Origin of the sequence: Flavobacterium sp. 1, assembly GCF_002797935.1 — a bacterium.
GTDB lineage: Bacteria > Bacteroidota > Bacteroidia > Flavobacteriales > Flavobacteriaceae > Flavobacterium.
In genome coordinates this window covers 2,353,505-2,371,342 of record NZ_PGER01000001.1, presented here as the reverse complement: position 1 = coordinate 2,371,342, position 17,838 = coordinate 2,353,505, and the positions used below count along the sequence as shown (strand labels likewise).

Annotated in this window: 18 protein-coding genes and 1 tRNA gene; 9 read left to right on the top strand and 10 right to left on the bottom strand. The window is 33.7% G+C overall.

All coding sequences use genetic code 11. The features are described from left to right. Window positions 1-47 precede the first annotated feature (47 nt). The 3 genes from bshB1 (at window position 48) to CLU83_RS09395 (ending at window position 1,423) form a co-directional block, all read left to right on the top strand. A complete protein-coding gene (gene bshB1, locus CLU83_RS09405) occupies window positions 48-764 on the top strand; it encodes a bacillithiol biosynthesis deacetylase BshB1 (RefSeq protein WP_100431365.1) in 717 nt (238 codons plus the stop codon). A 77-nt stretch (window positions 765-841) separates the two neighbouring features. Next, window positions 842-915: transfer RNA gene (locus tag CLU83_RS09400), tRNA-His, on the top strand. A 178-nt stretch (window positions 916-1,093) separates the two neighbouring features. Beyond that, on the top strand, window positions 1,094-1,423 hold the full coding sequence (locus CLU83_RS09395) for a YegP family protein (protein WP_100431364.1): 330 nt from the start codon (window positions 1,094-1,096) through the stop codon (window positions 1,421-1,423). Between the two features lie 71 nt (window positions 1,424-1,494). Here CLU83_RS09395 and CLU83_RS09390 read toward each other — a convergent pair whose 3' ends face one another. The 4 genes from CLU83_RS09390 to CLU83_RS09375 form a co-directional block, all read right to left on the bottom strand. Beyond that, complete coding sequence (locus CLU83_RS09390; RefSeq protein WP_100431363.1) at window positions 1,495-2,604, bottom strand: PAS domain-containing sensor histidine kinase; 1,110 nt, start codon at window positions 2,602-2,604, stop codon at window positions 1,495-1,497. Window positions 2,605-2,826: 222 nt separating this feature from the next. Then, window positions 2,827-3,843: a M28 family peptidase gene (locus tag CLU83_RS09385; RefSeq protein ID WP_100431362.1), complete on the bottom strand. Its 1,017-nt coding sequence runs from the start codon at window positions 3,841-3,843 to the stop codon at window positions 2,827-2,829. Window positions 3,844-3,875: 32 nt separating this feature from the next. Next, window positions 3,876-4,649, bottom strand: coding sequence for a dienelactone hydrolase family protein (locus tag CLU83_RS09380; RefSeq protein ID WP_100431361.1), 774 nt, complete (start codon window positions 4,647-4,649; stop codon window positions 3,876-3,878). Window positions 4,650-4,765: 116 nt separating this feature from the next. Next, window positions 4,766-5,218, bottom strand: a complete 453-nt coding sequence (locus CLU83_RS09375; protein WP_100431360.1) for an Lrp/AsnC family transcriptional regulator — start codon at window positions 5,216-5,218, stop codon at window positions 4,766-4,768. Window positions 5,219-5,453: 235 nt separating this feature from the next. On the opposite strand from CLU83_RS09375, the gene rocD reads away from it, so the two are divergent. The 4 genes from rocD (at window position 5,454) to CLU83_RS09355 (ending at window position 9,469) form a co-directional block, all read left to right on the top strand. Then, complete coding sequence (rocD, locus tag CLU83_RS09370) at window positions 5,454-6,704, top strand: ornithine--oxo-acid transaminase (protein WP_100431359.1); 1,251 nt, start codon at window positions 5,454-5,456, stop codon at window positions 6,702-6,704. Between the two features lie 283 nt (window positions 6,705-6,987). Next, window positions 6,988-7,800, top strand: a complete 813-nt coding sequence (gene cobA / locus CLU83_RS09365) for a uroporphyrinogen-III C-methyltransferase (RefSeq protein ID WP_100431358.1) — start codon at window positions 6,988-6,990, stop codon at window positions 7,798-7,800. After that, on the top strand, window positions 7,797-8,033 hold the full coding sequence (locus CLU83_RS09360; protein ID WP_100431357.1) for a MoaD/ThiS family protein: 237 nt from the start codon (window positions 7,797-7,799) through the stop codon (window positions 8,031-8,033). Before cobA ends, CLU83_RS09360 begins: the two co-directional genes overlap by 4 nt. A 131-nt stretch (window positions 8,034-8,164) precedes the next feature. Further along, a complete protein-coding gene (locus tag CLU83_RS09355) occupies window positions 8,165-9,469 on the top strand; it encodes a M28 family peptidase (protein WP_100431356.1) in 1,305 nt (434 codons plus the stop codon). A 393-nt stretch (window positions 9,470-9,862) separates the two neighbouring features. Here the strand turns inward: CLU83_RS09355 and CLU83_RS09350 are convergent, their stop codons facing one another. The 6 genes from CLU83_RS09350 to CLU83_RS09325 all read right to left on the bottom strand — a co-directional run bounded on the left by CLU83_RS09350 (window position 9,863) and on the right by CLU83_RS09325 (window position 14,650). Further along, entirely contained in the window at window positions 9,863-10,717 is an 855-nt protein-coding gene (locus CLU83_RS09350; RefSeq protein ID WP_100431355.1) for a L,D-transpeptidase, read from the bottom strand. Window positions 10,718-10,836: 119 nt separating this feature from the next. Beyond that, window positions 10,837-11,589: an SDR family NAD(P)-dependent oxidoreductase gene (locus CLU83_RS09345; protein ID WP_100431354.1), complete on the bottom strand. Its 753-nt coding sequence runs from the start codon at window positions 11,587-11,589 to the stop codon at window positions 10,837-10,839. Between the two features lie 342 nt (window positions 11,590-11,931). Then, window positions 11,932-12,873: a proline dehydrogenase family protein gene (locus CLU83_RS09340; protein WP_100431353.1), complete on the bottom strand. Its 942-nt coding sequence runs from the start codon at window positions 12,871-12,873 to the stop codon at window positions 11,932-11,934. 109 nt (window positions 12,874-12,982) lie between these two features. Continuing rightward, complete coding sequence (locus CLU83_RS09335; RefSeq protein ID WP_100431352.1) at window positions 12,983-13,285, bottom strand: helix-turn-helix transcriptional regulator; 303 nt, start codon at window positions 13,283-13,285, stop codon at window positions 12,983-12,985. A gap of 136 nt (window positions 13,286-13,421) precedes the next feature. After that, window positions 13,422-13,976, bottom strand: coding sequence for a transposase (locus CLU83_RS09330; protein WP_100431351.1), 555 nt, complete (start codon window positions 13,974-13,976; stop codon window positions 13,422-13,424). 128 nt (window positions 13,977-14,104) lie between these two features. Next, on the bottom strand, window positions 14,105-14,650 hold the full coding sequence (locus tag CLU83_RS09325) for a hypothetical protein (RefSeq protein ID WP_198512275.1): 546 nt from the start codon (window positions 14,648-14,650) through the stop codon (window positions 14,105-14,107). Window positions 14,651-15,186: 536 nt separating this feature from the next. On the opposite strand from CLU83_RS09325, the gene CLU83_RS09320 reads away from it, so the two are divergent. Then, window positions 15,187-15,549 carry a BlaI/MecI/CopY family transcriptional regulator gene (locus CLU83_RS09320; RefSeq protein WP_100431350.1) on the top strand — a complete coding sequence of 121 codons (363 nt, stop codon included), beginning with the start codon at window positions 15,187-15,189 and terminating at the stop codon, window positions 15,547-15,549. Beyond that, window positions 15,546-17,717, top strand: a complete 2,172-nt coding sequence (locus CLU83_RS09315) for a M56 family metallopeptidase (RefSeq protein ID WP_100431349.1) — start codon at window positions 15,546-15,548, stop codon at window positions 17,715-17,717. The genes CLU83_RS09320 and CLU83_RS09315 overlap by 4 nt, the downstream gene beginning before the upstream one ends. Window positions 17,718-17,838: the final 121 nt, after the last annotated feature.

Below are 17,838 nucleotides of genomic sequence, written 5' to 3'. Positions count from 1 at the left end.
TCAATGGCAATTTCAATAGCAATAAAAAAATAAAAACTATCACATAGATGAAATTAGATATACTGGCATTTGGAGCACATCCTGATGATGTAGAATTAGGATGTTCCGGAACAATCTTAAAAGAGATTTCTTTAGGTAAAACCGTTGGAATTGTTGATTTGACCCGTGGTGAACTTGGAACTCGCGGTTCGGCGGCCATTCGGGATCAGGAGGCTGCCGATGCGGCGAAAATATTAGGAGTTTCTGTTCGGGAGAATTTGAATATGCGGGATGGTTTTTTTGTCAATGACGAAAAACACCAATTGGAAGTCATAAAAATGATTCGAAAGTATCAGCCTGAAATCGTATTATGTAATGCGGTAGACGACAGGCATATTGACCACGGAAAAGGAAGTAAATTGGTTTCTGACGCTTGTTTTTTATCAGGATTATTGAAAATAGAAACGGTTCTTGACGGCGAAATCCAGAAGCCTTGGAGACCTAAACTAGTTTATCATTATATTCAGTGGAAAAATATCGAGCCAGATTTTGTTGTGGACATTACAGGATGTACGGATAAGAAGATCGAATCTATTTTGGCTTACCGTTCTCAGTTTTACGACCCGAATTCGAAAGAACCGGAGTCGCCTATCTCGAGCAAAAATTTCTTGGAAAGCCTGAATTATCGTTCAAGAGACTTAGGACGGCTAACAGGTGTAGAACATGCCGAAGGTTTTACTGTTGAAAGGTATTTGGCAGTCAATAGCTTAGGAGATTTGAAGTAAAAAAGTTGAATTTTTTTTGATTTTTTGTTTGTAGAAGTAAACATTTGTTCTATATTTGCAACCGCTAAGCGCAAATGGTGGTTGTAGCTCAGCTGGTTAGAGCATCGGTTTGTGGTGCCGAGGGTCGCCGGTTCGAACCCGGTCATCCACCCAAAAGGCAAAAGCTTCGAAGAAATTCGAGGCTTTTTTTGTGGAATAAACTTTCTGGCGAAAATTGCTATTTTGGCTGTTGTATTTTTTGAATTCAGGTTTAAGTTATGTATTTTAGAAGTCAATATGAAAAACACTAAATTTTCAACTATTTATAAATTAACAATACTTAAAAAACTATGGGAACATTTTTGATCAGTAAAAGAAAAAATGATGAATTTCAATTTGTCTTGAAAGCAGGAAACGGACAAATTATTTTAGTTAGCGAGGGTTATACAACAAAAGCGGGCTGTGATAACGGTATCGAATCTGTGAGAAAGAATTCTCAAGTGGATGAAAGATTTGATAAATTGGAATCGAAAAACGGAAAGGTTTATTTTAATTTAAAAGCGACTAATGGTCAAATTATTGGAACTAGTGAAATGTATGAATCAGTTGCAGCTAGAGATAATGGAATTGAATCAGTCAAGAAAAATGCCCCAGATGCCGATGTAAAAGAAGATTTGTAAAAGATATTTTGATACAATAAAGCCTTGAGTCAATTCGAGGCTTTTTTTGTTGAATGTATTGTATGTTTCAATTACAAAATGATTGATTCTTTTTTAAACGAAATAATAAATGTTGTTCCTTCATTAATTTTGCTTTTAACGTCAATTTTTCCTCCTAAGCTTGTGATGTGATTGTTTACTAAATACAGCCCTATTCCTTTACTGTCAATATGGTTGTTAAATTTTTGGTGCAAACCAAATATTTTGTCTTTTACAAGCGTCATATCAAAACCAATACCACTGTCAGAAAAAATTAATTGATCAATCCCGTCAGTTTTTCTGGAATAGATGGAAATATTAGGCAAAGTGCCAGGGATGGCATATTTGATTGAATTGGTTAGTAAATTTAGAAAAATACTCTCTAAATAGGATTTGTTGAAATTAACTTTTTCAAGTTGCGAAAAGTCAATATTGATAATAGCTTTGGACTTTTGAATTAAGGAATTTATAGAAAGAATAACAGTATTAAGAGTTGCACTAAGATCTATTTTTTCAATTTGTGCGATTGACTTATCCTCTAGGAGTAAAACATCTACATAATTGTTTAAAGTTTCTTTTAAAGTTTCTGTGGCCGACTGCAGCATCTCAAGAAACTGCAGGGTTTCGGAATCTTCAATTTTGGTGAGATCCAATAGACTGAAAATAGTAAGCAGATTGTTTACAGGAGACCGCAAATCGTGGGAGCTGGTATAGCTTATTTTTTTAAGATCATTATTAGTTTTTGTAAATTTTGAAAGTAATAAATTTCGTTCCTCTTCCAGTTTTTTGTTGTGTGTAATGTTTTTTGCGATTGCATAAACTAATTTTTCGTCAGTTGCTGGTATTGATGTCCAAGAGAGCCAGACAATTTCGCCGCTTTTTGTAACATATCTGTTTTCAAAATTTAAAAGTGGTTTATTTTTGTATAATTCATTTCTTACTTTTGATGTGAATTCCCGATCGTCAATATGAATAAAATAGTTAATGGGTTTTGAAAACAATTCTTCATTTGTATAACCTAATAATTGTGAAACAGCAGGGTTGATTCTCTTGAAAAAACCATCGAATCCAGCTATACAGAGCAAATCAGCAGATAGTTCGAAAAAATTTTCGAATAAGTATTTGCTGTCTGAATTTGGAATTGAATTGTTATGTTCCGTCATTATTTTGTATTGCAGGTGTTAGTGTTTAATTCTTTTGACGACAATAGCCAGTAAGAATTTTCAATATTTTGTTTTATTATTGGCCTTGTCTAAACAGATATTAAGCAATGCTTTATAATTGCCAAATATATTGATATTGTTTTGATTCGATGATTTTTTTTGGAAAATATGCCGTAAAAAAGAGAGCTTCAAATTTCTTCGAAGCTCTCTTTTTGCTAAATATTATTTTGTCAGTTTATCAACTGTAATTCTTTCAGGCCTGTTGGCTAAATCCCATGCAATTACAAATGCCAGCTGTGTTCTTTTTGCCAAGGCATCAAATTCAATTTTATCAACCTCGTCCGTTTTTTCGTGATAATCGGCATGTACACCATTAAAAAGAAATACAGCAGGAATACCAAATTTGGCAAAGTTATAGTGGTCAGAACGCTCATAAAAGTGATTAGGATCTTTTGGATCATTGAATTTAAAATCCAAGTCTAAATGAGTGTATTTGTCATTTTGCGCAACGGTAATGTTGTGTAAATCGCTGGACAATCTGTCGGCTCCAATTACATATACATAATTATTAGTGTCGGGATGGTCAAAATCACGGCGGCCTATCATATCAATATTAATATCGGCTACTGTGTTTGCGATTGGGAATAATGGATGTTCAGAGTAAAAACGTGATCCGTGCAAGCCGTGTTCTTCGCCGGTTACATGCAGGAATAATATAGAGCGTTTTGGACCATGTCCTTCTTTTTTTGCTTTTTGGAAAGCTTCAGCTATTTGAAGAACTGCAACTGTTCCAGAGCCATCATCATCGGCACCGTTATAGATATCTCCATTTTTTACGCCTACATGGTCGTAATGTGCCGAAATAACTAATACTTCGTCTGGTTTTTCAGAACCTTCAATATAAGCCCAAATGTTCTCTGAATCGGGCAGGTTTTCATCGTTTTTAGCATTTAAGTAGGCTGCAGGAATAGATTGGTAATAACTGCGGACTCCTTTGGGATACGATATTTTACTTTTTTTGTATTGGTCGATGAGGTATTTTCCAGCTTTTTTTTGTCCTTTGGATCCAGTATCACGGCCTTCCATTTCATCGGAAGCAATAATGTAAAGCTTTGTTTTTAATTTTTCGGCTGTTATGGTATTCATGAATTTTGTTAGGACATCATTGTTAACCGCTTTTTTTTGTGAGAAACAATGCAGTGCTGTTATAAATACAAATAGAGTTAAGGCTTTTTTCATTTAATATATAAGGTTTTTTAATGTTTAATTTATTATTTTTTTAATACTTCATCTAAGAACAGTTTAAAATGTTCGAAGGATCTTTTGGCCGCTTTTTCGTTATATGCGGCGCCTTTTGAATTATCAGTGCCCGACTCTGGATTGGTGAACGAATGAACGGCATTGGCATAATAAATCATTTGCCAGTCGGCTTTTGCGTCACGCATTTCTTGCTGAAAAGTGGTAATTTCTTCTTTTGATTCGTATGGATCGTCTGCGCCATGACAAACTAAGACCTTTGCAGTAATAGGTTCTGTAGGTCTTGCAGTATCTTTGCCTAAACCGCCATGAAAAGAAACAATTCCTTTTGCATTCAGATGACCTCGAGCTGCTTCAAGCGCTCCGGTTCCTCCAAAACAATAACCAATAATGACAATATTGTCCGGATTAGCTCCAGCGTCAATAAGCTGCTCCAGGGCTATCGAAATCCGTTTTTGATAAGCTGCAAAATCTTTTTTGTAAAATCCAGCGATTTTTCCTGCTTCGGCATTGTCTTTTGGATAATTTCCTTCTCCGTAAATATCGGCTATGAATACATAATAGCCTAATTTTGAAAGACTCTCTGCAGTGTCTTTTGATAGTTTATCAATTCCTTTCCAAGCAGGTAAAATTAAGATGCCGGGTTTTTGTGTGCTTTTCTTTGAAGGATTGATTTTAAAGCCATTTAAAATCTGATTTCCATCTTTGTATTGTACCGTTTTTAATTGTCCAAATACTTGGACAGCAGTCAAAATAATTGCTGTAACTATAAATTTTAAGTTTTTCATGGCTCCGTTTTTTGCAAATATCTAATAAATAATTGATATAAAAAAAACCTTGAAAAATACTTCTTTCAAGGTTATTGTGAGAATAAAATGGAATAATTATGTTTTTATTTAAGCGTCTATAAACTGATATTCCGTTTGAAAGCACAGCCCAATTCTATTAGTGATTCCGTTTTGGAAATTCCAGGAATAGAGTCGATTTTTTCGTAAAGCAGCCTTCTCATGTGTTCATGGTCTTTAGCTATCATTTTTATATAAAGAGTAAAAGAACCAGTGATGTAATAGCATTCGGTTATTTCGGGAATCTGTTTTAAGGCTTCGATAACTTTGGCTGAGTCTTGGTCTTTCTTTAAAGTAATTCCGGTAAAAGTTCCCCAGTCGTAGCCTATCTTTTTTTCGTTCAAAACGGGCTTGATTCCTGATATGATTCCTTGTTCTATTAATCGGTTGATGCGCTGATGCACCATTGTATTTGAAATTTTGAGATTATTAGCTATCGCAGAAAAAGCCATTCTTCCGTCTTTTTCCAATTCTTTTATGATATTGATGTCAAATTCATCTAAAATGTCCATATTCTGTTTTTTTAAAGTTAAAATCACTTTTTTTTGGGATAAAAGTAATTGTTTTTTATTTGTTTTTCTTGTTGTGAGTCTTTGGGAGTATTAAAATAACAACATGACTTATTTTTGTTATAAATAAATTATATTTTTTAAAAATTGTAGTTATAAAAGTCAAATTTAGCTTTTTATTTGGTGAATAAAAAACATTTGCTACTTTTGTATGGGTATTTTAATAAAATCATAGACAATGGAACATACAGCACAATCACTTTCTTCAAAATCGGAAGTTTTAATTGAAAAAGAGAATAAATACGGCGCTCATAATTATCATCCGTTACCGGTTGTTTTGGATAAAGGAGAAGGTGTTTTTGTATGGGATGTTGACGGGAAAAAATATTTTGATTTCTTATCTGCTTATTCAGCGGTAAACCAAGGTCATTGTCATCCAAAAATTGTTGGCGCAATGGTAGAACAAGCTCAAAAATTGACTTTAACCTCACGTGCGTTTTATAATGACCAATTAGGTGTTTATGAAGAGTATATAACCAAATATTTTGGTTTTGATAAAGTCCTTCCGATGAATACAGGAGCCGAAGCGGTTGAGACAGCTTTGAAGTTATGCAGAAAATGGTCGTATGAAGTAAAAGGAATTCCCGAAAATCAAGCTCAGGTTATTGTATGTGAGGGAAATTTTCATGGAAGAACAACTACTATTATTTCTTTTTCGAATGACGAAAGCGCTCGAAAAAACTTCGGTCCTTTTACCGAAGGATTTATAAAAATACCTTATGATGATATTGAGGCTCTAGAAAATGTCTTGAAATCATCAGCTAATATCGCTGGTTTTTTGGTAGAGCCTATTCAGGGTGAAGCCGGAGTTTATGTTCCCAGCGAAGGATATTTGGCGAAAGCCAAAGCACTTTGCGAAGCGCATAATGTATTGTTTATTGCTGATGAGGTTCAGACAGGGATTGCCAGAACCGGTAAATTATTAGCGGTGCATCATGAAAATGTACAACCAGATATTTTGATTTTGGGGAAAGCTATTTCAGGCGGCGTTTATCCAGTATCGGCAGTTTTGGCTAATAATGAAATTATGAATGTCATCAAGCCAGGACAGCATGGATCTACTTTTGGAGGAAATCCTATTGCTGCAGCAGTTGCCGTTGCAGCTCTTGAAGTGGTTCGTGAAGAAAATTTATCTGAAAATGCACAAAAATTAGGTTTGATTTTAAGAAAAGGGCTTAATGAAATTGCACAGCGCAATCCATTAATAGAATTAGTTCGAGGAAAAGGATTGCTTAATGCAATTGTGATCAACAGTGGCGAGGACTCGGATTTGGCTTGGGATATTTGTCTTCGTTTCAGAGATTACGGATTATTGGCAAAACCAACTCACGGCAATAAAATACGTTTTGCTCCACCTTTAGTAATTACTGAAGCTCAAATTCAGGAATGTCTTATTATTATTGAGAAAGCTTTAAATGATTTTAAATAAGCTTGTTTAGGATTTAAATTCCCTAAGAATCATAAGTTTGAGAATGTACACTTTTAACGTAAAAGAGTCTTAAAGTTTTATGCTTTATGACTCTTTTGTATTGTAATCTATAGTACTTGTTAACTAAAACGATTGATTTTCAATTGACTATAATTGTTTTCTTTCAAATGAGTTAATTTTTTCATTATTTTGAGTTTTACAGATTGTTATTAGAAAAAATACTTATATTTGTATAAGTATTTATACTTAGTTAATCAAAAGTTGAACCTTTATACTTTGAATCATGATAGCAACAAATAAACCAAAATTGACAATAGTAGGAGCAGGGCCAGGTGATGTAGAATTGATTACTTTGAAAGCGGTTAAAGCATTAGAAAGTGCAGATGTTGTTTTGTATGATGCATTGGTTAATGAAGAGCTATTGCAGTATGCTCCGCAAGCTGAAATTATATTTGTAGGAAAACGTTTTGGATGTCATGCCTACACCCAAGATCAAATTAATGATCTTATTGTGGTAATGGCCAAAAAGTATGGTCATGTGGTTCGTTTGAAAGGGGGAGATCCTTTCGTTTTTGGAAGAGGAAGCGAAGAAATAGATTTTGCCCATCAATTTGGAATAGAAACAGCTATAGTTCCTGGAATCTCCTCAGCAATGGGAGTGCCTGCTTCCAACGGAATTAGCTTAACGCAAAGAAAAGTTGCCGAGAGTTTTTGGGTAATAACAGGAACTACTTCGGAGCATAAATTGTCCAAAGATGTAACTTTGGCTTCACAATCTTCGGCTACGGTTGTCATTCTGATGGGAATGAATAAGCTCGATGAAATTGTCGCTTTGTATCAAAACAATAGAACCGATGATCTGCCTATCGCGATTATACAAAACGGAACTAAAGCAACTCAAAAGAAAGTTATTGGAACTATCAGCACAATTACAGCATTAGTAAAAGAGAACCAAATTGCTTCTCCCGCTATCATCATAATTGGTGAAGTAGTTAAAAATGCTTCAAAACTGACTTCGTATATGGAAGAAGAATTGGTTTTTGATTCTTTTTGGGAGGAGGAATTTATTTTGCAAAATCTAGATGAAGTGATATGATTAAGATAAAATATTTTGGCGCTCTTGTAGCACGCACAAGACGCCGCGGTGAAAAAATCTATTTTTCAGGTTTGAGATTAAGCCAATTATTAACTGAGCTGGAAAGAAAATATGAACTCAATCAGTTTCCTTTTAGCGTAGCAGTTAATCAAAAAATAATTGATAAATTCTCAAATCAAATTTTAAAAAGCAACGATACAGTCGCTTTATTACCACCTTTTATTGGAGCATAATTTTTAAAGTATTCTTAATGATTTGTTTTTTTCTATAGTATTTCTATTTAAAAAATCATATTTACAGTATTATTTTACAAATAAATAACATACTTTTGGTTAGGCTAAGCTGTTATCTATAAAAGTAAAATATGAAAAAAAGTATTGTAAGTTTATTTGTTTTAAGTCTGTGTTTTAGTACTTACGGGCAATCAATTGATAAAATCATAGGCACTGCTGAAGTGTCTCGAATTGAAAAAGTGCTTTCTGCAGATGATATGCAGGGGAGAAGAACTTTTACTCCAGGAATTGATAAAGCATCTGCCTTTATAGAATCGGAATTCAAAAAAGCGGGGTTGCAGCCGTTTATGGGAGCGGCTAATTTTAGACAGGAGTTTTCTATGACTGTATCTAAGGCTATTTCGTCCAAGATAATTATTGACGGAAAGGTAATCAATAATAATCAAGCGGTTACTTTCTCTTATCAGCCCCAAGTTTCTTTGACTGAGAAAAGTGATATTACTGTTGTCAAAATCAGTAAAGGAGATAATATCGGAAAGAAATTCAATGAGTATTATAAGAGTTCAAAAAATTATTTGGTATTAGTTGATGCTTCATTTAATAATGTGCTGCCTAATATTCAGCATATTGACAGAATCACTTCTGATCCTGGAACTAATACTGTTCTGTTTGTTTTTGGCGTTTCGGAAGCAGCCTCTTTTTCTATTGAATTATCCAATACCATTACCAAAAAAGCGCTCAATAATGTAGTGGGAGTATTGCCAGGGAAAAGCAAACCAGATGAATATGTTATCTTTTCCGGACACTACGATCATTTGGGCGTAGGCTCTCCAGAAGAAGGAATGCCACACCCTGCATCCGATTCTATTTATAACGGTGCCAATGATGATGCAGCGGGAAGTACGGCAGTAATTATGCTGGCTAATTATTTCAAAAAACTGAATAATAACGAACGCACTATTATTTTTACCACTTTTGTTGCTGAAGAATTAGGAGGTTTTGGAGCTAAATATTTCTCCAAGCAGCTTTCAGCAGACAAAGTAATTGCCATGTTCAATTTAGAAATGATTGGTACAGAATCCAAGTGGGGAAAAAATTCAGCATACATAACTGGATTTGAAAAATCGAATATGGGGCAGATATTGCAGAAAAATTTAGAGAAAACTAATTTTAAGTTTTATTCCGATCCATATCCGGAACAGGAATTATTTTATCGTTCTGATAATGCTACTTTGGCAAAATTGGGAGTTCCGGCACATACGATCTCGACTTCAAAAATGGATAGTGAACCAAATTATCATACTGCCGATGATGAATTTGAAACATTAGATATTGATAACATGACCGAAATTATTAAATCTATAGCTTTGAGTTCTTCGACTATTATCAGCGGGAAAGAGACACCGTCAAGAGTGGATACAACACAGTTAAGATAGTAGAGAAATCAATTAAATATTATATGACTGTCCGCAAAGGGTACTATGTATTTTTTTTGCCACTGATTACACTGATTCTCATAGATTTCATTACACTTTTTGAAAAAATCTGTGTAAATCTTTTTAATCTGTGGCTAATTCTATCTGTTTGGTATTAGTTACGGATAGTCATAAAATATTAAAGAAGCTGTTCGAATTTTTTTATTGAACAGCTTCTTTTTTTGTTCGTTAACTTGAGTTTAACTGCAAGGTGTGCAAAGAAAATATGCTTTACTTATAAACGCAAAGAGTTTGCAAAGCTTTGCGGACATTGCGAAATTCCTTGCGGGCTTTGCGGTTAAAATTGTACTGAGTTTTTGTTACTGCATGTTCTGAATTGTAAATCAATATGAATTAAGTTTTTTTTCTTTTTTCCTGCTCTTTTAAGATAGTGCTTAAATAAGGCATAATGATTTCTTTAATTTCGCTTTCAGGAATAGCTAAAGCTTTTGGGTTTTTAATAAGCTGTAACCAAGGTTTGGGGGCATCAAAATCATAACTTCCAAAAACAACTACGGGAGTTCCTTTGAATTTTACATTTTCATCGTCGGCCAAAACCCATTGATCTGCCCATTCATATAAAAATTTAGCATCTTTTTCCTGTAATCTCATACAGGAATGCGATGCTGGATAGCCAGGCAGTTCGTATTGATGAAATCCGACACCTTTTTTGTTTTCAATGTTGAAATTCCATTTTAATTCCCACTCATCATTAAATGTACTGGTTGTTTCTTCGGCTTTCCAATTCGTGAAAAATAATCCTGTTGGCGTTGGATCCTTTGCTTTTCCCATATTGGTTGGACCTGTGCGTATTAAAATTCCATTTTCGTAAACAGCAAAAGCCTGAGTAGGGTATGAGAATAAAATGATTTTATCAACATTCTGCAAAAAATCAACCTGCAGCGGAAAAGGCAGATAAAATACAATGTCACCGCTAAGATCTGTTGGAATAATAACAGAATCCATTTTGGCAAAATTTTCCTTATCGGTTCTGTTTACTGCCAAGGAAATTTTCAGATTCTGTTTGCTTTTATTTTTTTTCAGCCATTCTTTAGCGCTTTCTAAAGTATAGGAAACATTTTTAGGTTCTTTCCGAACGGGGACTTTTTTTCTAACGGCTGTTTTTTTATCAGCATTATTTTCATCTCCATTTTTACATGATACCAGCGTAAGCGCAATGATTCCGAACACTATAATCAATTTTTTCATAAATATTTCTTTTATGTGAAAATGATTAAAATTAGGAGATAAACTGTTATATAATTATTAGAAATTATTATGTTTTTTACACTCAGTTATCGCTTGTGAATCATTATAACAACAGGTTATTATTTTTTATAAATTGTAGTCGGTGCAGATTGAGATTTGGAATATATTGTTACATCAGCAATGGTGACTCTGTCGGGAGCGCTGACGGCATAAGAAATGAAATCTGCGATATCTTCCGCTAATAATGGGTCGTAGCCTTCATAGACTTTTTGAGCTTTTTCTTTATCTCCTTTAAATCTAACTTCTGAAAATTCGGTTGCAACGGCACCTGGTGCAATATTGGTTATTTTAATTCCGTGTTCGGTTAAGTCAAGCCGCATCCCTTCGCTTATTGCCTCTACTGCTTTTTTTGATGCACAATAAACGGCTCCATTTGCATAGGTTTGTTTTCCGGCAACCGAACTTAAATTGATGATATGCCCTTTTTTCCTCTCTACCATTTGCGGAATTATAGCTCTTGAAACATATAATAATCCTTTTACGTTTCCGTCAATCATTGCATCCCAATCGTCAATATCGCCATTTTGGATTGTAGAGAGTCCGTGGGCATTACCGGCACTATTTACCAAAATGTCAATGTTTTTCCATTCATTAGGTAAAGAATTCATCTGAAGTTCAACTTCTTTTCTATTGCGGACATCAAACACTAAACTGTGTGTTTTTACAGTTTTGGACAATGCATTTTTCAATTCTTCCAGTTTCTCTGCACGGCGTCCGCACAAAATTAAATTATACCCATTTTCAGCAAATTTAACTGCCGTAGCTTTTCCTATTCCTGAAGTTGCACCTGTTATTAAAGCAATTTTGGTCATCTTTTTTTATTTAATATTCTAAGAGAATTTGATTTTAAATATTTTGTTTTTGGGACTTTACGGTTTCTTTATTCTTGCAAAAATATGAAAAGTGTAACATTAACTATTGAAATGGCAGTTACTTGCTCTAATTTTTTATTAATTTTTGACTCGTAGAGTGTATTTTCAGTTAAATAATTCTCTGGTGCTTGTTGCAAAATAGTGTTGTATAATATTGATATTGAATTATTTATAGTGTATTAGAGATGGTTTTATCTCATGAAATTTAGATTGATAAACGTTGCAGATAATTTATAAAAGGGGATGCTTTTATACTATAAGCTTCTTTGTGAAAACAAAATGTTAGCTGACTATATCATTTAATGCCTGAAATATATTCAATGGATACTCTGCGATTCTATTGCATAAGTATAGATACCATTCTTTGCCATATACAAAGTATAATTTTGCTGGATGGCCTTGCTCTTTTAAAATCCTTAATTGTTCATTTTGAATCCCATATAAACTTTCAAACTCATATAAATCTTTGCTGGTTTTATAATTTTGAATTAGCGCAACAGCTTCTTTTTGTATTAGATCATGATGCGTAGCAATAGCGCAGCTGTGATTTCTTGATAATAATTGATCTACATAATATAAATATCTTTCGTTGAGGAGTGGGCTTCTTGGGATGGAAAGATGAGGAGGAGTTTCAAATGCGCCTTTTACTATTCTTATTCTTCCGTTTTCTTTAATTAATTCTTCAAAATCATCTTTAGATCTATGCAAGTAGGCTTGAAGCGTAATTGAAGTATTCTGATATTTCTTTGATGCCGTTTTGTATATGTCAAGAATGGCATCAGTTATTTCGACATTTTCCGCGCTAATGGTTACTTCTATGTTATCTTTTTCGGCTTCCTGACATATTGAATTTAAATTATTGAGGCATAAATCTTTTGATATTGACAATCCAATATGGGAGAGATCAAGAGAAAAAGTAGAATTCAGCTTTTGGGTTTTAATTTCTTGTGCTATTTTGATGAATTCATTCGTAGCTTCTAAAGCTTCTTTTTCAGTGAGGGTGTTTTCGCCCATGAACTCTATAGAACTTTTAAATCCTTCCTTGTTTTGCTCTTTGACTTTGCTAATTGTTTCTTCTAGTGTTTCACCGCCTATATATCGATCAGCAGCTTTTTTTATCGTTTTGAATAGAATTTCATTTGAAAGAATATACTCTTTCGCTTGCTCATTTATAGCTGCTTTTCTTAAAGCGCTGGCTCCTAATCTTAGTAAATCTTGTTCCATGGTTATTAAATAATTTTTTTTAGTGTTTTTAAATCAAGTTTAGCGACTGAAAATTATGTCTATTGAAAAGGATATCGAATATCAGGCTGCGATGTTTGGAGTGAAAAAATTAAAGCTCATTAGACAATGTCTGTATGTATTTTAAAATTTCATTTTCGTTTCTTCTATAATAAGTCCATTTCCCGTGTCTGGTGGCAATTAGTAAATTGGCTTTTTGCAGCATCGTTAAGTAATGTGATACGGTAGATTGTGATAGTCCTGTTTTATTCTGTATATGACAGACACAGACACCATCATCAAAATTTGGAACATTTACCTGTTTTGGAAAGTTCTCTTCCGGTTTTTTAAGCCAATTTAGCATATCAATCCGTACTTGGTTTGATAATACCTTATTTATTTCTATAATATCCATATTGCAAATATATGACTACATATCGAGATATAACGATATGTAGTTATATATTTTTGTAAATTCTTTCTGTTTTTTGTTTACCCTACTTACTTTTATAGACTAAATAAAGCGTTTGCAACGCGGCTCATATAATTGGCTACCATAAAGGCTCTACGTTTACATTGCAAAAAACAATATTATCTTTTTCGTAATTTCTATAACTGCTGTTTACAAAATCTCTTTCATGAAAAACAATTTCGGCTTCAATGGGGTTATAATGTATGTAGTTTACACGTTGTTCTATTTTTTCTAAAGTATCTAATATCACTGGATGAAAACCATCTTGCCATAATTTGTAATTTTTGGCTCTCCCTGATTTTTGAGCTTCAAAACTAAATTTCCGTAAAAGCCATTCTCTCCGGCTCTCTGGATGTTCTTTGATAGCTTCTATTAGCTTTTTTGATGTGAATTTTTTAAAATCCCGAATAACATTTTGCAGTTCGCCATCAAATGCAGTTACAATTAAATGAATATGACTTGTCATGTACACATAAGCATGCACGCTAAGTCCTTTTTCTTTTATGCAATAATTTAAGGATTCATCCAAGATGTTACAATAAACAGGACGTATCAATAAATCTACCCAATCTACAATTGTTATAGTGATAAAAGTAGGTACTGTACTATCGATAACTTTGTATTTCTCAGACATTTTTCTTTTAGGGGATAGATTTTAAGTTGTTTTCGTTTTAGTTAGCCTCGTTGCAAACGCTACGATTTGCATTCTAATTTAAGTAGGTACTCGTCGCAGACGAGCACCAGTGGGGGTATTATTTTAAATTATTCATTTTTCATCCATCTAAAGCTGTACATATTCCCTAAGTTAATTCTCATAATGTATTCGTCTTCACCTATGTAATCATTCAAAAAAGATTCAGAGAATCCACATCCTCCAGAATCTCTGGCTTTTATTAAAATACTAACAAGGGGATAAAATGTATGTTTATACTCACCAGCCTTAGAAAATTCTTTATCAAATTCGAGTTGTTCTTTAGTATCGCATATTATTATAGAACCTCTGCCTTTACTAATTTTTCTTGTACATTCTAATCGTCCGGTAAAACTTGCTATTTTACCCTTTTTACTGATTCTTTCGCACGCACGAAATAAAATCGGTCTTGTTGTTGGTAGGTAGTTTTTTAAAACAATATCCCATACATCAAAAAAAGCTTTAGTTTTTCCCTCTGCCCCAGTAGTAATCCAATCGTAAATAAATTTCCTAGTTTGTTCAGTTATATTCGCATCTTTTTGCAAAATATCGATTAGATTTTGAGCTATTTCACTCTTCTTATCTTTTGTCAATCTATATTGAAAACTGTCATTCATATATTTTATAAAAAAAATTACAAGTCAGTCTACATAATGATCAATTATGCTGCTTCCTTTTTACACTTGCCTATTAACTTGTATACACACGAAACTAATCTTTCGTATATGCATCTTTTTTTGGAATGATTGGCAAAGGATTGTTTCGCTTTATTATTTTTCAAATATAGTAAGTTAATCTTGCAAATTATTAAAAAGGCTTTCGATTTCGAAGAATGTCAAAATAGAAAAACTGAAGCTGATGGTTGTTCCCGCATTCTGCCAAGGATAGCAACGGAAAGCCCGCAAAGTCAGCGCCCTTAAAAAACAAAACTTAAAACAGCGACCAGCGGAAGCTCGTTCTGGGTTTATGTTTTTTTGGGCGATGACTGCGGACTTGCAGTGAATAGCCTGTTTTGGCAGCCTACTTTTAAACTTAATTATTTGGCTGTATTATTAATAAATTAGTATCTCCACTAAAAAATTAGTTAAAATATTAATTAATTAGTTTTGCTACTAATTAATTAGTAGTTATATTTGTTGAAATATTTCTGACTATGATAAAACTAGCTAAACGAGAAGAACAGATTATGCAGGTCTTTTGGGATTTGAACAAAGCCTTTATTAGGGATATAATTCCATTGCTGCCAGACCCAAAACCGCATTATAACAGTGTGGCGACAATTGTGAAGATACTTGAGGAAAAAGGGTTTCTGAATCATGAAACGACAGGGAATATGCATTGCTTTTTTCCGGTTATCAGCAGGGAAGAGTATCAGCAGTTTGCACTGAAGGATATCGTTAGCCAGTATTTTGATAATTCGTATCCTAGAATGCTTGCTTTTTTTGCAAAAGAGCAAAAGCTTACCGAAAATGAACTAGATGAAATTGTAAATATCATTAAAAAAGATAAAGTATGATACCTTATATTTTGTACACAGCGCTTATTCTTTCTGCTTGTCTTGCATTTTATAAACTGCTTTTGCAGAAAGAAACTTTCTTTCATTTAAACAGGTTTGTCTTGCTTGGCTGCATGATTTTGGCTTTTATTCTGCCATTGCTTCCAGTTCCTCAGCAATTGTCGTTAAGGAAAGTTGCTGTGGAAAATCACATTCCTTTGGCGAAAGCGGCTGTTGACAAAAGTCAGGCGATCGAACTAAAATCACCGCCAGTGCAGGAAGTCATTGTTGAACAGACAAAACAGACATTTGATGTAGAGATGTTGCTGCAATGGCTGGTTTATTTGTATTGGTTTGGCGTACTGATATTTGCGCTTAATTTTTTGGTGCAGGCTTGTGTGCTATTCTATAGGGCGTATTCGTTATCGGCGATTCAGGACGGGAAATTCCGAATTGTCGAAATAACCGGCGATAAAGCTCCTTGTTCATTTGCCAATAATATTTTCATTAACCCAGAGAAATACGAGTGGGAAACGTATACCCAGATTTTGCAGCATGAAAAAATTCATATTGAGCAAAAGCATACTATTGACCTTTTACTTTCGGAGGTTGTTCTTATTTTTCAGTGGTTTAATCCTTTTGCATGGCAATGGAGAAAAGCATTGGAGAGCAATCTTGAATTTTTGACTGATAATGAAATGCTGCAGCAGGACACTGTTGAAAAAGAGAGTTATCAGTTTAGCCTGCTCAAAGTAGCAGCGCCCCATTTTCCGTTGAGTCTTACAACTAATTATAATCAATCATTAATCAAAAAACGAATCATTATGATGAATTCAAAAAAATCAAGCGTTCACACAACTTGGAAATATTTTTTCCTGTTGCCTTTATTGATTTTGTTCGTCTGTCTTTTTAATCAGCCGGCAGCGCAAGGACAAACTTTAAATTTAAATGAAGAGCCTAAAGAGCAGTCAAACACTCAGAATGGAATGGAAACAGAAGGTAGCTGGTTTGCTGTTATCAAAGGGAATACTGTAAATATTCAATTTAGAAGCGGTGAGGAAAATAATTCGTCAACTACTTTTCAGTTGAGTGAATTAAAAGGACTTACAAAGGACGTGAAAGGTGAGTTTACATTGACGCGCGAAGCAGGAACCATGAATTTTGAAGGAAAATTTGAAGGGAACAACGGAATGGGAACTTATAAATTTACTGCTGACAAAAAATTCAGCGCAGCAATGGCTCAAGAAGGTGTTACCGTTGCAGATGAAACTGATATTATGGTTTTCTTTATGGTAAACGTGAAAGTTTCGTATGTAAAAATGCTGAAGAAAAACGGATACAAAAATATTGACAAAGATCAATTGATTCCGTTGGTTTCTTTGGATGCCAATGAGGAGTATATTAATTCGATCAAGCAGGCTGGTATTCCTAATTTTGATTTGGACGATTTGATTCCTTTTAAATCAATGGGCATTGATAAAGCTTTTATAGATGAAATACGCCAAGCGGGCTACAATAATATTACCGCGGATAATATTATTGCATTGAAATCTCAAGGTATTAATGGCAAATTTATTACTGATTTTCATAATTCGACTAATGGCAATCATGATGATGAAACAGGGGACAATATCATTGCATTTAAGTCTTTGAATATCGATGCGGCATTTATTGATTCGTTTAAAAAAATGGGATATAATGATCTTTCGAACGATGATCTTATGGCTTTTAAATCTTTAAATATTACTCCAGCATATATCAGTGAGTTTGAAAAGGTAGGTTATAACAATCTCAAACCTGATGATCTTATGGCTTTTAAATCTTTAAATATTACTCCAGCATATATCGATGAATTTGAAAAGGTAGGTTATACCAATCTCAAACCTGATGATCTTATGGCTTTGAAATCTTTAAATATTACTCCAAAATATATAGGTGAATTTGAAAAGATAGGTTATAAAAATATTAAGCCTGATGACTTGTTTGCCTTGAAATCACAGAATATAACTCCAGATTTAATAAATGAATACAAAGCTTTAGGTTTTAATGATTTGAATATAGATAATGTTATCGGCGCAAAATCAATGGGAGTTTCTCCTGCTTTTATTAAATCCATGAAAGATAAGGGACATAACTTTAAAACCCTTGAAAAGTATATGGAATTGAAAGCAGTTGTTGGTGTCAATTAAGAGAAAAAACAACAAATTCATTACAAAAAATCAATCGAGCTGTAAGACTAAAATTTAAGCAGAAGCCCAAACCGAAAGGAATGGGTTTTGTTTTTTAAAATTATCACTGATATAAAAATGG

Bases quoted from the DNA above. Each gene is read 5' to 3' on its own strand.
- CLU83_RS09390 (WP_100431363.1), bottom strand. From the start codon at position 2,604: ATGACGGAACATAACAATTCAATTCCAAATTCAGACAGCAAATACTTA.
- CLU83_RS09340 (WP_100431353.1), bottom strand. From the start codon at position 12,873: ATGGAACAAGATTTACTAAGATTAGGAGCCAGCGCTTTAAGAAAAGCA.
- rocD (WP_100431359.1), top strand. From the start codon at position 5,454: ATGGAACATACAGCACAATCACTTTCTTCAAAATCGGAAGTTTTAATT.
- CLU83_RS09380 (WP_100431361.1), bottom strand. From the start codon at position 4,649: ATGAAAAACTTAAAATTTATAGTTACAGCAATTATTTTGACTGCTGTC.
- bshB1 (WP_100431365.1), top strand. From the start codon at position 48: ATGAAATTAGATATACTGGCATTTGGAGCACATCCTGATGATGTAGAA.
- CLU83_RS09335 (WP_100431352.1), bottom strand. From the start codon at position 13,285: ATGGATATTATAGAAATAAATAAGGTATTATCAAACCAAGTACGGATT.
- CLU83_RS09355 (WP_100431356.1), top strand. From the start codon at position 8,165: ATGAAAAAAAGTATTGTAAGTTTATTTGTTTTAAGTCTGTGTTTTAGT.
- CLU83_RS09325 (WP_198512275.1), bottom strand. From the start codon at position 14,650: ATGAATGACAGTTTTCAATATAGATTGACAAAAGATAAGAAGAGTGAA.
- CLU83_RS09345 (WP_100431354.1), bottom strand. From the start codon at position 11,589: ATGACCAAAATTGCTTTAATAACAGGTGCAACTTCAGGAATAGGAAAA.
- CLU83_RS09315 (WP_100431349.1), top strand. From the start codon at position 15,546: ATGATACCTTATATTTTGTACACAGCGCTTATTCTTTCTGCTTGTCTT.
- CLU83_RS09395 (WP_100431364.1), top strand. From the start codon at position 1,094: ATGGGAACATTTTTGATCAGTAAAAGAAAAAATGATGAATTTCAATTT.
- CLU83_RS09350 (WP_100431355.1), bottom strand. From the start codon at position 10,717: ATGAAAAAATTGATTATAGTGTTCGGAATCATTGCGCTTACGCTGGTA.
- CLU83_RS09360 (WP_100431357.1), top strand. From the start codon at position 7,797: ATGATTAAGATAAAATATTTTGGCGCTCTTGTAGCACGCACAAGACGC.
- CLU83_RS09385 (WP_100431362.1), bottom strand. From the start codon at position 3,843: ATGAAAAAAGCCTTAACTCTATTTGTATTTATAACAGCACTGCATTGT.
- CLU83_RS09330 (WP_100431351.1), bottom strand. From the start codon at position 13,976: ATGTCTGAGAAATACAAAGTTATCGATAGTACAGTACCTACTTTTATC.
- cobA (WP_100431358.1), top strand. From the start codon at position 6,988: ATGATAGCAACAAATAAACCAAAATTGACAATAGTAGGAGCAGGGCCA.
- CLU83_RS09320 (WP_100431350.1), top strand. From the start codon at position 15,187: ATGATAAAACTAGCTAAACGAGAAGAACAGATTATGCAGGTCTTTTGG.
- CLU83_RS09375 (WP_100431360.1), bottom strand. From the start codon at position 5,218: ATGGACATTTTAGATGAATTTGACATCAATATCATAAAAGAATTGGAA.